Here is a 13588-nt window from a genome sequence, read left to right on the forward strand (position 1 = left end):
GCTCATCAGCGTGGGACAGGGCTCGGCGCGCTCGGGTGCGCCGGCGGCTCGGCGAGCTCGGCCCTGACCCGCAGCGCGCCTGCGCGAAAAGAGATCTCCAGCGCGCCGTCCTCGGCGGGCCAGCGCAGCGCGAGCTCGTCGAGCACGACGGTCTCGGGCAAGGCGGCGAGCGCGGTGACGAAGCGGACCAGCGCGTCCCAGCCGCCCCGCGCGTCGACCCGCACCGGCGAGCGCACGCCCCACTCGCCCGCGGGCTCGTCGGGCAGCGGCTGCCAGCGATCGATCTCGAGGCCCGAGTCGCGCGCGAGCGCGGGCACGATGAACAGCAGGTCGGCCCGGTCCCCCGCGGCGCCGGGGGTCGCCGCCAGCGCCAGCGTCAGCGCGACCTCGTCGGCGGCCAGCGCCGCGGCGAAGGTCTGCTGCTCGGCCAGCTCCTGCGTCACCCGGTCCCGCCGCGCCTCGGCGGCCGCGAGCTCGTTGCGGGCCGCGAGCAGGTCGGCGCGCGCCGGCACGAAGAACAGCACGTAGCCGACGATCGCGGTGACGCTGGCGCCGAGCCCCCAGATCAGCAGCGTCTGCAGGACGGACAGGCGCGTGAGGCTCTCGGGCGACAGCACGGCGCGTCTCACTGGTTCGGCGCGGCCTCGAGATCGAGGCGGAAGCGCAGGCTGTCGTCGGCGGTGCGGGCGTATTCTGGCCCATAGGACAGGTGGAACTTCGCCTCGGCGCGGACCCGGGCGACCAACGCGGCGAGGGCTGCGTGGTCGCGAGCGAGGCCGTCGACCCGCCAGCCGCCGAGTGTGGCCGCGTGGGCTTCGAGCGGCCGCAGCGCCGCGTCGTCCGCCTCGAACAACCCCGCCAGCTCGGCCAGCGCCGCCGCCGGTTCGCCGCGAGCCTCGCGGAGCCGCGCCAGCGCCTCCTGGCGGATCCGCAGCACCCGCTGGCGCTCCGCCAGGGCCGGATTGTCGCGCTTCTTCTCGAGCCGCCGGATCTCCGCCGTCACCTCGGCCGTGCTCGCGCGCAGCTCGGCCGCCGTCGCGCCGTGGCTGGCGATCCACGCGTAGCCGGTGCCGATCACCGCGGCCCAGCCGAGCAGCATCGCGCCGGCCAGCGCGACCCCGCTGCGCAGCCGCAGGCGTCGCCGCCGCTGGGCCCGCGGCAGGAGGTTGATGCGGATCACGGCGAGTCCTCCGCCCGCCGCAGCGCCAGCCCGAACGCCAGCGCCGCGGCCGCCCCCTCGGCCTGCAGCGCCGCTGTATCGACACCGGCGTCGATCGCCAGGCGGGCAAACGGCTCGACCCGCTGCACCGCGGCGCCGAGGCGTTCACCCAGCGCCGGCGCCAGCGTCGGCGTGGCCGCGGCGCCGCCCGCCAGGTAGATGCGCGTGAGCGGCTCGGCGACCGTCGAGTCGAGGAAGAACGCGAGCGAGCGCTGGACCTCGCCGGCGATCGCCTGCGACACCGGCATGAGCACCTCGGCGAGGCGGGCCGCCACCTCCGGCTCGACGCAGGCGCGCCGCTTGAGCGCCTCCGCCTCGCTCGCGCTCGCGCCGAGGGCTCGCTGGATCGCCGCGTCGAAGTCGCGCCCGCCGGCGCCGAAGTCGCGCCCGTACGCCGGCACCCCGTCGGCCACGATCGTGATCGTCGAGTTCGCCGCGCCGACCGCCAGCACCGCCGCCGTCTCGCCGCCGACCAGGCCGTGGGCCGCCTCGACGCAGTTGTGCAGCGCGAACGCGGCGGCGTCGACGACCACCGGCCGCAGCCCGCAGTCCTGGGCCACGCGCAGGCGCTGGCGGACGATGTCGTGCTTGGCCGCCACGAGCAGCACCTCGATCTCGCCCGTCGCCGGGTTCTCGCGCAAGATCGTGTGATCGATCAGCACCTCGCCGCGCTGCTGCGGCGCCACGATCTGGTCGGCCTCCCACGCGATCTGGGCCACCAGCGCCTCGGGTCGCAGCTGCGGGACCGCGAAGCGCTTGATGATGACGCCGTTCCCCGCGACCGCGAGGGCCACGTCGCGGCCGTGCGGTCGCACGCGCGCGAGCACGCGCCGGACCGCGGCCACTGTCGCCTCGTGGTCGACGACCTGGCCGTCTTCGACGCAACCTGGGGCCAGCGGCTCGACGCCGAAGCGAGCGACCCGCAGGCCCGAGCGGGCCTGTCGCAGCTGCACGAGGCGGACCGCCGAGGTGCCGAGGTCGAGGCCGAAGCAGCGCCTGGTCATGCGTTTAGGCCGGCTCGCGGACAGTGGGCCGCGACGCGGGCTCGCGGGGGGACGGGGACAGGGACGGCGGCGCGACGCGGCCGCGAACGCGGCTCAGGCCTGGTCGATGTCGGGGCCGAACACTTGCTCGCGCGCCGAGGGGCTGAGCCCGAGCGCCTCGAGGATCTTGCGCTTGGTATCCATGCGGCATGGACATCCCGACTCCACGCGGTCGATGGTTAGCGGGCTGACGCCGGCACGTCGCGCGAGCTCGGCCTTGCTCATCATGGCGGCCTGGCGCAGCTTGCGGACGTTGTTGGGCTGCACGCCCTTCCCCTTCGGGGTCGCGGTCGGGGTCGCGGTCGGTGTCGCGGTCGGTGTCGCGGTCGGTGTCGCGGCCCCGTTGTCGTCGGCGGCCTTGCGGGCTCGCTTCGGCGCCGGCGCCTCGACGGCGTTCGCGGCCGCGGGCTCGCCGACCTCGCCGGCCTCGCCGACCTCGCCACCATCGTCTGCCTCGCGCTCGCGCGGCGGCGCGTCCTCGCGGGCGTACAGCTCGGCTGTGTCCGCGGGGGCGGCTTGCTGCGGCGGCGGAGCTTGAAGCTCCTGCTTCGGGGTCGCGGTCATGGGGCTGGCCGGTCGGGCTACGCTTTCCTACACATTGTCAGCCCCGGCAAGGGGTTCGTCAACGTGGCAGGACCGTCTCAGTGATACGTAAGTGAATGTTAGTGATATGGATTTGATAGGTCTTTGTAGCGATCCGAGCGACGCCCAGCACCGCCCCTCCGAGCTAGGTGAAAACGCTTCTGGGGGCAGCTGCGGGGCCACAGGCTGCGATTCGTGGCCCATGTGCGAAAATGCTCACCGGCGGGAACAGCGCGCGCGCGTCCACGCACGCCTGGGCCTTGGGCAGATCTCCCTGGGTCGCGCCGACCAATGCCGAGGCCGCCGACCGCGGTGCCGCGATGCGCGCGGATGGTAACCTCCCGGCGCCGTGACCACCGCAGACTTGATCCTCGCCATCGACCAGGGGACCACCGGCAGCACCTGCTTGCTCGTCGACCCGCAGCTCCGCGTGCTGGCGCGCGCGACCCGGGAGTTCCCACAGCACTTTCCGCAGCCCGGGTGGGTCGAGCACGACCCTGACGAGCTGTACGCCTCCGTGCTAGCGACCGTGGCCGAGGTGCTGCAGACGAGCGGCGTGGAGCCGGCGCGCATCGCCGCCGTCGGCATCACCAACCAGCGCGAGACCAGCCTTTTGTGGGGTCGTCGTGACGGTCGGCCGCTGCACCGCGCGCTCGTGTGGCAGGACCGGCGCACCGCCGACACCTGCGAGTCGCTCCGCGCCGCCGGCCACGAGGACCTCATCCGCGCGCGCACCGGGCTGCTGCTCGACCCTTACTTCGCCGCCACCAAGCTGGCGTGGGTCCTCGACCACGTGCCAGGCGCCCGCGCCCGCGCCGACGCAGGCGAGCTCGCGGCCGGCACCGTCGACACCTACCTCGTGTGGCGGCTGACCGCCGGCGCCGCCCACGTCTCGGAGCCGAGCAACGCCTCGCGCACCCTGCTCTGGCCGCTCCAAGGCGGCGGCTGGGACGAGCAGCTGTGCGGCCTCCTGCGCGTGCCCTCGGCGATCCTCCCGCGCGTCCTCCCGTGCACCGCTCGCTTCGGCGAGACCCGCGGCGTGCCCGGCCTGCCGGACGGCATCCCGATCCACGGCATCGCCGGCGACCAGCAGGCGGCCCTGTTCGGCCAGGCCTGCTTCGAGCCCGGCGAGGCCAAGTGCACCTACGGCACCGGCGCCTTCGCCATGCTCAACACCGGCGACACCCCGGTCGCCTCGCGCCACGGCCTCCTCACCACGGTCGGCTGGCAGATCGGCGAGCGCACCACCTACTGCCTCGAGGGCAGCGCCTTCATGGCCGGCGCGGTCGTGCAATGGCTGCGCGACGGCCTCGGCTTCGTCGTCAAGGCCAGCGAGATCGAGGCCCTCGCCGCCAGCGTGCCCGACAGCGGCGGCGTCATCCTCGTGCCTGCGCACGCGGGCCTCGGCGCGCCCTACTGGCGACCGCACGCGCGCGGCCTGATCAGCGGCATCACCCGCGGCACCGCCCGCGCGCACATCGCTCGCGCCGCGCTCGAGGGCATCGCCTTGCAGATCGCCGACCTGCTCCGCGCCATGAGCGCCGACATCGGCGCCCCGCTCAAGGCGCTCAAGGTCGACGGCGGCGCCGCGGCCAACGACCTCCTCATGCAGCTGCAGGCCGACCTCCTCGGCGTCCCGATCGCTCGCCCCACCATGCTCGAGGCCACCGCTCTCGGCGCCGTCTTCCTCGCCGGCCTCGGCGCCGGCGTCTGGTCCGACACCACCGCCCTATCCGCCGCCTGGAAGCAGGACCGCGCCTTTACCCCGCGGCCCCCGACCACCGCCCTGGCGACCCTGCGCAGCAACTGGGAGCGCGCTGTCGCCCTGGCCTGAGGGACATGTCCCGAAGGCCAGCCTCGCCGCGAGCGTTCGCCTCGTGACTCGCCTGCGCCGGCCGAGTCACGAGTGATGCGCTCCCGCGCTTGGGGCCGTGGGCCCCGAGGCCTACCTCGGGCCTCCGGCGCTCACGGGCCGGGGCCCACGCGCCGCTCGCCCTCCAGCCCCGCTCAGCGGACGCGGAGCTCGAAGCCGACCTCGCGCAGCTTCTCCGCCTCCTCGATCAGGTCGGCGAAGGTCAGCGGGTGGGCCTCGATCCAGTCGGGCAGGAACCCCAGCTCGAGCGCCCCGCGGCGGGCCGTCGCCGTGAACGGCGGCAGCGGCGTCGGGCTGCGGCTGCGGGCCAGGCGGAGCGCCACGCGCAGGCAGATCGTCAGCGCTTTGGCCAGCTCCGCCTCGCTGTTCGGCAGGCCCGTGAACACCTCGCGCGTCAGCCGTTTGCGCTGCCCGAGCAGCATCGCCGCCAGCAGCTCCTGGTCCGCGCGCGAGAACCCCGGCATGTCGGAGTTGGCCACCAGGTACGCGCTGTGCTTGTGATAGCCGGAGAACGCCACCGACAGCCCGATCTCGTGCAGGCGCGCCGCCCAGCCCACCAGCTGGTGCCCGACCTCCGCGTCGAGGCCCCACGCGTCGCGCACCTGCTGGAAGCAGTGCAGCGCCAGGCGCTCCACCCGGCCGGCCTGGGCCATGTCTACCTTGTAGCGCTGGCACAGCTGGCGGATCGTCTGGTCGCGCACGTCCTCGTGGCGGATCCGCCCCAGCAGGTCGTACAGCAGCCCCTCGCGCATCGACCCCGTCGAGATCGCCATGTGCTCGATGTTCAGGCTCTCGAACAGCGCCAGCAGGATCGCCACTCCGCCCGGCAGCACCGGCGCGCGGTCCGCCTGCACCCCCGACAGCCCGCCGATCTTGCTGATGTTGCCCGCGGCGATCAGCGCCTTCTTCAGCTGGCGCAGCCCCGCCACCGTGATCCCGCGGTCGCTCCACCCGTTCGCGCGCAGGATCGCGTCGACCGCCGTGATCGTCCCCGACGAGCCGACGCAGTTCTCCCAGTTCGCCTCGAGGTAGCGGCGCTCGATCGGCTCGAGCTTGAGGCGCGCGGCGATCTCGGCCCGGCGGAAGTCCTCCGCGCGGATCTTGCCGTCGACGAAGAAGCGCAGGCTGTAGCCGACGCAGCCCATGCCGAGGCTGTCCATGCGGATCGGCTCGAAGCGCTCGCCGACGATCAGCTCCGTGCTGCCGCCGCCGATGTCGATCACCAGTCGGCGGCCGCGGTCGTCGGACATCGAGTGCGACACCCCGAGGTAGATCAGGCGCGCCTCTTCGCTGCCGGCGATGATGTCGATCGGGAGGCCGAGCGCCGCCTGGGCCCGGGCCAGGAACACCTTTGCGTTGCCCGCCTGGCGCATCGCGCTGGTGCCCACCGCGCGCACCCGGCCCTCGGGGATCTCCCGCAACCGCTGACCGAAGCGCTCGAGACAGGCCAGCGCGCGCTCCTGCACCTTGTCGGTCAGCTCGTGCTGCGCGTCGAGCCCGGCCGCCAGGGCCACGCGCTCGCGCAGGCGATCGACGATGTGGAAGTGGGTGTCGTCGACCACCCGCCCCACCACCATATGAAAGCTGTTCGAGCCGAGGTCGACCGCGGCGACGCTGTCGGAATCCGTGACTGGCGAATCCGGCTCGTTCATCGCGGTGGGCGACCATACGGCCGCGCATGCCCGCGTGCAAGCGCCGCGAGCGACGGAGCACCCGGAGCATCACCCCTCGGCGACGCGGGTGCGCTCGGCGCGTCCACCTGCTCATGAACTCCCGGGCGTCACCGAGGACGACGTCGTGAGGACGAGTGATTCTCCGACCCCCACGACGAGTGCTCCTCACGGCTCGACGAGGAGCCGCGTGCAGACCACCTCCACGCGGGACACCCCGCGCCGAGTGATCCTCCCGAGAGGCTCCGCGCGCACGCGCCACCCGCAATCGGGAATCGTGCAGGGCGTGTTAGTCCGCCTCGCCGAGCACGACTTCACCCGGCGTCGGCACCGGGCTCTCGCTGTCCGACTCGGCCGTCGCCTTGGCGGCGGACTCGGCCGCGCCGTCGAGCGGCGGCTCGCCGAGCTCGTCGGGCGCCTCTGGCGACGGCAACGACTCGGCCGGCCCGATCGTCAGATCGAGGTCGGCGTCGGGCGCCGCGAACTTGCGCCACGACAGCTCGAGCGCCAGCTTTTGCCGCTTCCCCTTGTCGGACGCCGCCAGCGAGAAGCCCACCACCCCGCGCGGCCCGAGCACCACCTGTTCGGCCCCGCGGTGGACCCGGACCGTCCCGGACTTGAGGGCCGTCACCAGCTGCTCGAGGTAGGCGATGACGTGAGGCACCTCGACCGCGCCGTCGATCTTCAATTCCTGACGTGAGCTCTTCATCTCCGGGGGCTCCTCCCGGACGATTTTGGCCGGGCAGCTCAACTTGCCACGGCCGATTTGTCGCAGCAAGGCGCCGGCTGCCGGGCCGACCGCGGCGGCCGAAAGCGGCATGAATCGGCGGGCGTCTTGTGCGAAGCTCGCGCTCATGGCTGGCTCCCCCGACCCCTCTCCTGACCGTTCCGCGAGCGACCTCGACGTCTTGCGCCGCAGTCACCGCGGCAAGTTCGTCGCGCTCGCCGCCTTGCTCGCCACTGCCGGCGGGCTCGTGTGGTGGAACAGTCGCCCGGGGCCGATCGGTAACGACGAGCAGGCCGAGCGCGTCCTCGTCGTCCCCGCCGCCAACTGGCGCTACAAGCCCTATCTCGAGAAGTGGGGCTTCGTCGCCCAGGAGGGCCGGCTCAAGACCATGGTCGACGAGCTCAAGGAGAAGCTCCCCGAGGCCACCGAGGACGGGCCGGCCGCCGTGCTCAAGCTGGCCGACTGGGCCGGCTTCGCCTTTGTCGCCTTCGAGGAGCCCGCCGCGCTCGACTTCAGCGGCCTCGACATCGAGGGCGGCGTCCCGACCTTCGCCAAGCACCACCGCTTCGCCGTGGTCAGCGCCGGCGACTACGCCTTCCCGCACAAGCTCACCGTCAACGCCGAGCCCTCGGCGTTCATGAACGGCCCCGAGCTCGACCTCCTCAGCGCCCTCTTCGCCCAGGAGCCGCTCGCCAGCACCTTGCGCGACGACCCCAAGAACGGCCCCGAGGTCATCGTCCTGCGCACCAAGGTCCAGGAGGGCATCGACGCCGTCGACGCCATCGTCGCCGCCGAGGCCACCGTCGCCAAGATCGCCGACAAGGCCCGGATCCTCCTCGTCGACAAGGAGCAGGGCCAGCCCAAGCCCACCCTGCTCGGCGGCGTCCAGGAGAGCGTCCAGCCGATCACCCTCGCCGACGGCGGCACCCTCCTCCTCTCCCGCAAGGCCAACTTCTCGAGCAGCACCGGCTTCAACGCCGACCTCCAGCTCGAGGGCACCTGGCGCTTCTTCTACGTCCCCGCCGGCGCCGACCCGGTCGCCGGCCGCGTCCCCTGCACCGGCCTGCTCGACGGCAGCCTCGAGGAGAGCGGCCGCGGCCCGCTGTTCCGCAGCTCGCCGCAGGGCGACGCCCTCCTGATCCACGAAGGCGGGCGCTCGCGCGTGTTCAAGCTCGAGAGCGGCGGCTGCAACTTCTCTGCGCTCGGCGAGATCGCCGTCCCGCTCGGGCGCGGCGAAGATCCGGGCGAGCCGCACCGCAGCGGCCGGGTCGCCCGCGTCTACGCCAACAACGGCGAGAGCGCCGTCTCGCTCGTCAAGCCGGGGGACGAGGTCGCCACCGACCTCGTGCGCACCAGCAAGGTCAACTTCTCGCAGCCCGTGTGGCTGGACGACGAGGTCCTCGCCGGCACCGGCCACGACACCTTCCCCGACAGCACCGGCGTCTACCACCCCTCCATCCTCTTCTACAGCGCCAGCCGCCCCGACCGGGCCCTGCGCATCGACGCCCAGAACTTCAACGCCGCCGACGACCTGCAGCACGTCGCCTTCGCCCCGCCCGGCCCGCAGGGCGCCCGCCTGCTCGTGCGCGCCTGGAGCTCCGAGCGCGGCGAGCAGCTGTTCCGCGTCGACGCCCCCGCCCCGGCCACCCAGATGTTCGCCGACGCCATCGCCGAGGCCGAGAAGACCCCGCTGCCGGCCGAGGTCCGCGACGGCATGGAGCCGCTCATCGTCCCGCTCGACACCCGCGGCTGGAGCTTCACGCCGATCGTCAGCGAGCTCCGCGCCCACGACCCCGTCGTCACCCCCGACGGCAACCTGGTCGCCTTCGCCAGCGACTCCGAGATCCACACCGTCCCGCTCGCCGGCGGCCCGGTGCGCACGGTGACCCGCAACGAGCTCGAGGACCACACCCCCATGTTCACCGCCGACGGCAAGACGATCGTGTTCCGCACCCGGTTCCCGATCGAGAAGACCAACTGGACCCTGACCACCGCCCGCAGCGTCCCCGCCGGCGAGTAACTCTCGTCGTCACCGAAGAGCGCGACCCGTCGCCAAGAGCGCGAAGAGACCTGTCTCTTCGCGCTCTTCGCTTGCTCGCAAGACATGTCCTTCCAGCCACTTCCGCTCCGGACCTCGGTCCCGAGCCCGACCGATCGACATGACTCTTGGAACATGTCCTTTCGGCAATGTCCGAACCTGCCCGCCGCCGCCGCCTCACCGTCTACTAGAGCGCGGGCGACGTCCTGATGCTCCGCAGCTTCGGCGAAAACACGCTGGGACCATCGACCTGTCCCTCAGGACATCTCGACCCTCACTCCGTCTCTCCGCGCGCCGGCGCCGAGAAGCCCTCCCCCTTTTTAAAGGCTTTGCCGGCCGCGTAGGCCTGGGCGGGCATGCGCTTGGCGCCGGCGGCCTGGACCTCGGCGACCAGCACCACCCCGTCGCCGCAGGCCACGTGCAGGCCCGCGCGGTCGACCGCCAGCACCTCGCCGGGCGCCGCGTCGTCGGGGCGAGCCAGCGGCGACGGCCGCGGGCGGTACAGCTTGACCGGTGTCCCCTCGCGCCCGGTCACTGCCGCCGGCCACGGGTCCATCCCCCGGATGTGATTCAGGACATGTCCTGAAGACCATGTCCAATCGACCACCCCTTCTTCTTTGCGCAAGATCGGCGCCAGCGTCACCAGCGTCGGGTCTTGCGGCGTCGGCGGCGGCACCTCCGGGAACTCGCCGAGGAACGCCGCCAGCAGATCGCCGCCGAGCGTCGCCAGGCGGAGGAACAGCTCGCCGCTCGTCTCCTCCGGCCCGATCGGCGTCTGCACCGCGCGGAACACCGGCCCCGTGTCGAGCCCCTCCTCCATCCTCATGATCGCCACCCCCGTCTCGCGGTCGCCTGCCAGCACCGCGCGCTGGATCGGCGCCGCCCCGCGCCAGCGCGGCAGCAGCGACGCGTGGACGTTGATGCAGCCGTGGCGCGGCACCTCGAGGATCGCGCGCGGCAAGATCCGCCCGTACGCCGTCACCACGATCACGTCGGGCTCCAGCGCTTGCAGCTGCGCCGCCAGCGTCCCGTCGCGCACCTTCACTGGTTGGCTGACCGGCACCCCGAGGCGGAGCGCCGCCTCCTTGACCGCCGGCGGCATCAGCTTGCGACCGCGCCCCGCCGGCTTGTCCGGCTGCGTCACTGCCAGCACCAGCTCGCACGTGCGAGCGACCGCCTCCAGGCTCGACACCGCAAAGTCGGGCGAACCCATGAACACCGCACGAAGCCGCGAAGATCCGCTCACGTCGCCCCGATCTGCGCCAGATAGGCGCTGTGCAGCGCGTCGTCGGAGAGCACGTCGCGCGCCTCGTCGAGGGCCGCCATCAGCTCCTCGATCTCCTCTGCCAGCTCGACCCGACTGTCGGGCTCGAGGCTCTCGCAGAACGTCGTCGTAAGGTCCGCGTGGGCCCGCAGCACCTCGGCCCGCGACGCCTCCCGCGGCAGCCCGAGCAGCGCGAAGTAGTCGCTCTCGCGCGCCAGTCGCAGGCGCTCGCGCACCCGCTGGCGGTCGAGCGCCGTCAAGCTCGCCGCCGGATCGTCGATCTCGGGCGCCAGGTGACCCAGCAGCTCGAGCACGTGCACGATCCCCCGGATCGTCGCCTCGTCGGCCACCGCGGCCGCGACCAACTCCGCCACCCGCGTCTGGCCGTCGAACCGCTCCGTCACCGCCACCACCGCTGGCCAGCGCAGCTCCGCCGCCAGCGCCTCCGGCCCCGCGAACGCCAGCCGTGGCCGTCGATCATCATTCACCGCCACGCGCAGCTGCGACAGCGTCGCCCCGCGCTGGACCCCGCCGGCGATCATCGCCGCCAGCGGCACCCCCAGCTCGACCGCCACCGCCGGCGTCTCGCCCGGATCGAGGCCCCAGGCCACGCTGCCGCTCTCGGCGATCCGCTCGACGATCCGCCGCACCGGCTCCCGCAGCGCCTCCCGCATCTCCTGCGGTTTAATCAATGCCGACTGCGCGAGTCGTTCGACGTCACGCCGCGGATCGCCGGTGCCCCAGCGCGCCGCCAGCTCCACGTGTGCCGGGCTGAGCAGCCCGCGCGCGGCCAGGCGGCCCAGCACCGACTCGCTGCTCGCATCGCTCGCGCCGCCGATGACCTGTCCCTCCGACCACCACAGCCGCCGCGCCGGCGCCCCGCTCGCTACCACCCGCAGACAGCCCGTGAACCGCTCGCGCCGCAGCTCGGCCAGCAGCGCCGGAGCCTCCGTCTCACCGCGGCTCTCGGCCCCCGCCAGCGGCGACTCGGTCTCGGCATCCTCCGCCGCCGCGGGCCGAGCCTGCCGGACGACCTCGGCGATCGGCGAACGAGCGCGCTCCTGGCCACCTGACCCAAGAGACAGACCGGTTACCCCGCGCCTCGCCGCCCGCGCGCGTTCATCGCTCCCGCGGACCTCGTGAACCGGCGCGCGATCACGTTCAGACTCGTCGGGAATGTCCCTTCGGGCATGTCGCTGAGGCCATGTCTCTCGAGACATCTCCGAGCCGACCTCGCCGCGCGGCGACGGACGCCGCGCCCAGTGGCGGGACGGCAACACGATCGTGGCTTCCTCGGCACCACGAGGGTCCTCACCGGCATCCGCGCTCGGTTCGTCCCTGTCAGCCCGCGTCACGACCGATCTGCGCGACGGGTCCCGCTCCTCGCGCGATTCCTCGTCCCCGAAGCGCCCCGCACCGCGCGCCTCGTCCCGGTCGCCTCGCGACGCGCCCGGCTCCCTACCGCCGCGCTCCGCGACCCTCCCGCCACCCGTGATTCGCGCCCGGGGCTCCACCCGGAACCTGCCCTCGCGGGCTTCGTCTCCGGACCGCCCCGACTCGCCGCCCTCACCGTCGGCCGCGAGCTCCGCAGCTTCGCCGGCATTCGCCTCCGACGACACATCGCCCGTCTCGAAGCGCTGGCTCCGCCCGGGACCTGTCCCTCGAGACAGGCGAACGTCCATCACCGCGAACCTGCCGCGCCGGCCCTCGAGCTCCGCGGCCTGACTCGCTCGCGTCGCGCCCGACGGCCCGGCGTCCTCCACCGCGAACCGTCCCCGATCCAGACCTGGGGCGAGCTTCGGCCGCGGCGGGGCCTTTTGCGGCTCCGCATCGACCTCGACCACGAACCGCCCGCGTCGCCTTTCGCTCGCGACCTCACCGCCGGAGCCCTCTCGCAACGAGCTCGCACCCTCGTGCCGCGGCCGCGCGCGGGGCAGTTCGGTCGTCCCCTCGCCCTCGATCGGGCCTGGCTCCGCGCCGACCCCGACGCCCGGCCGTTGGCTGCGATCCTCCTTCGGATCTTTCCCCGCGAGCTCGAAGGTCCGCGCCGTCGGCCGCTCACGCTTCAGCTCCACGGTCCGCTCGCGCCTCGGCTCGACTGTCGGCTCGCCGCGGACCGGAACTGTCCCTTCGGCCAGCCCATCCGCGCGCACCCGCGGCGCCCCGCGATTCGGACCTGCCTCTTCGGCCAGATCCTTTGCGCCCCGCAGCCCCACGATCCGGCCTGTCTCTTCGGCCAGCTCGTCCTTCTGCCCCGGCCCCGATCGCGACCGCGCGCGCGGCTCGTCTCCCGCCGCAACCTGTCGTTTCGGCCATGTCCCTCGGGACAGCTCATTCCCCGCCCCCGCGCGCGGACCCGTCCGCCCCTCGTCCCCGCGGCTCGCCCGGTCCTTGCGAACGTCCTCACGGGCCGCGGTCGCCACGGACGCCGTATGGTCGCTGTGGGCCTCTGCGGGCCCCTGCGGGCCCGGCTCCGGCGAGATCTCCCCGTCGCGCGAAAACGTGAGCTCGCTTCGGGTCCCCCGACGACCGATCCGCGATTCGCCAGTCGAGGGCAACCGCTGGGTCGGCTCGCGCAGCAGCTCGAGCTCGCCGCTGTCGTGCTCCGGATCGACGTCGGGAACGGCGTCCAGGCCCATCGCCTCGAGGTCGATCCCGTCGCGGTGACCATCGACCGACTCTTCGCGGGTCTCGAGTCGCGCGGCCAGCACCTCGAGCGTGTGATGCAGGCGGCTGAGGACTGGGTCCGCGCGAACGGGGCGCGGAGCGGGTGAGGCCTCGCGAACCTCCGTGCGCACCGTCCCCGCTGGCGGACCCGCGAGCTCGACCAGCGCAGCCTTGAGCTCGGCCTCGTCGACGGGCGCTTCGAGGAAGCGGTCCGCTCCGAGCTCGAGCACGGCGGCCAGATCGGGCGTCTCGCCTTGCAGGCGCCCGTAGAGCAGCACCGGGATGCCCATCGTCTCCGGTCGCTGTCGCAGCGCCTGTACCAGACCGCTCGCATCCGTCGTGCCGAGGCAGACGATGACCGCCGCGGGGCCCGGGTTTTGCGCCGCACGCGGCACCAGCTCGCGCTCGCGAACCGGCACCACCGTGTAGCCCAGGTCCTGCACGCGAGGGACCAGCTCGCCCCGGTGGGCACGGTCACCCGTCATGAGGATCTCCGGACCCACGG

At 73.3% G+C, this 13588-nt stretch carries 10 protein-coding genes; 2 read left to right on the forward strand and 8 right to left on the reverse strand.

Going from position 1 to position 13588, the window contains the following annotated elements; genetic code table 11:
- Nucleotides 1-5 precede the first annotated feature (5 nt).
- From POL25_RS33360 to POL25_RS33375, 4 genes are all read right to left on the reverse strand, one after another.
- Complete coding sequence (locus POL25_RS33360) at nucleotides 6-617, reverse strand: type 4a pilus biogenesis protein PilO (RefSeq protein ID WP_272090353.1); 612 nt, start codon at nucleotides 615-617, stop codon at nucleotides 6-8.
- An 8-nt stretch (nucleotides 618-625) separates the two neighbouring features.
- Nucleotides 626-1180: a PilN family protein gene (locus POL25_RS33365; RefSeq protein WP_272090354.1), complete on the reverse strand. Its 555-nt coding sequence runs from the start codon at nucleotides 1178-1180 to the stop codon at nucleotides 626-628.
- Nucleotides 1177-2223, reverse strand: coding sequence for a type IV pilus assembly protein PilM (gene pilM, locus POL25_RS33370; RefSeq protein WP_272090355.1), 1047 nt, complete (start codon nucleotides 2221-2223; stop codon nucleotides 1177-1179). The genes POL25_RS33365 and pilM overlap by 4 nt, the downstream gene beginning before the upstream one ends.
- Nucleotides 2224-2316: 93 nt before the next feature.
- Complete coding sequence (locus POL25_RS33375; RefSeq protein WP_272090356.1) at nucleotides 2317-2826, reverse strand: helix-turn-helix transcriptional regulator; 510 nt, start codon at nucleotides 2824-2826, stop codon at nucleotides 2317-2319.
- Nucleotides 2827-3193: 367 nt separating this feature from the next.
- Between POL25_RS33375 and glpK the strand changes: the two genes are divergently transcribed.
- Entirely contained in the window at nucleotides 3194-4678 is a 1485-nt protein-coding gene (gene glpK / locus POL25_RS33380) for a glycerol kinase GlpK (protein ID WP_272090357.1), read from the forward strand.
- A 173-nt stretch (nucleotides 4679-4851) separates the two neighbouring features.
- Here the strand turns inward: glpK and POL25_RS33385 are convergent, their stop codons facing one another.
- The gene (locus POL25_RS33385; protein ID WP_272090358.1) at nucleotides 4852-6369 is read right to left on the reverse strand and encodes a Ppx/GppA phosphatase family protein; all 1518 of its coding nucleotides are present in this window, start codon (nucleotides 6367-6369) and stop codon (nucleotides 4852-4854) included.
- A gap of 307 nt (nucleotides 6370-6676) precedes the next feature.
- A complete protein-coding gene (locus tag POL25_RS33390) occupies nucleotides 6677-7096 on the reverse strand; it encodes an amphi-Trp domain-containing protein (RefSeq protein ID WP_272090359.1) in 420 nt (139 codons plus the stop codon).
- A 145-nt stretch (nucleotides 7097-7241) separates the two neighbouring features.
- On the opposite strand from POL25_RS33390, the gene POL25_RS33395 reads away from it, so the two are divergent.
- Nucleotides 7242-9134 (forward strand): TolB family protein, encoded by a 1893-nt coding sequence (locus POL25_RS33395; protein ID WP_272090360.1) that lies wholly within the window; start codon nucleotides 7242-7244, stop codon nucleotides 9132-9134.
- Nucleotides 9135-9426: 292 nt separating this feature from the next.
- Here the strand turns inward: POL25_RS33395 and fmt are convergent, their stop codons facing one another.
- Entirely contained in the window at nucleotides 9427-10398 is a 972-nt protein-coding gene (fmt, locus tag POL25_RS33400; protein WP_272090361.1) for a methionyl-tRNA formyltransferase, read from the reverse strand.
- On the reverse strand, nucleotides 10395-13568 hold the full coding sequence (locus tag POL25_RS33405; protein ID WP_272090362.1) for a hypothetical protein: 3174 nt from the start codon (nucleotides 13566-13568) through the stop codon (nucleotides 10395-10397). Before POL25_RS33405 ends, fmt begins: the two co-directional genes overlap by 4 nt.
- Nucleotides 13569-13588: the final 20 nt, after the last annotated feature.

Source organism: Nannocystis bainbridge (genome assembly GCF_028368995.1).
GTDB classification, from domain to species: Bacteria; Myxococcota_A; Polyangia; order Nannocystales; family Nannocystaceae; genus Nannocystis; species Nannocystis bainbridge.

What these genes read in the sequence shown, in the direction of transcription:
- pilM (WP_272090355.1), bottom strand. Translation starts at nt 2,223, where the DNA reads ATGACCAGGCGCTGCTTCGGCCTCGACCTCGGCACCTCGGCGGTCCGC.
- POL25_RS33375 (WP_272090356.1), bottom strand. Translation starts at nt 2,826, where the DNA reads ATGACCGCGACCCCGAAGCAGGAGCTTCAAGCTCCGCCGCCGCAGCAA.
- POL25_RS33385 (WP_272090358.1), bottom strand. Translation starts at nt 6,369, where the DNA reads ATGAACGAGCCGGATTCGCCAGTCACGGATTCCGACAGCGTCGCCGCG.
- POL25_RS33390 (WP_272090359.1), bottom strand. Translation starts at nt 7,096, where the DNA reads ATGAAGAGCTCACGTCAGGAATTGAAGATCGACGGCGCGGTCGAGGTG.
- POL25_RS33395 (WP_272090360.1), top strand. Translation starts at nt 7,242, where the DNA reads ATGGCTGGCTCCCCCGACCCCTCTCCTGACCGTTCCGCGAGCGACCTC.
- POL25_RS33405 (WP_272090362.1), bottom strand. Translation starts at nt 13,568, where the DNA reads ATGACGGGTGACCGTGCCCACCGGGGCGAGCTGGTCCCTCGCGTGCAG.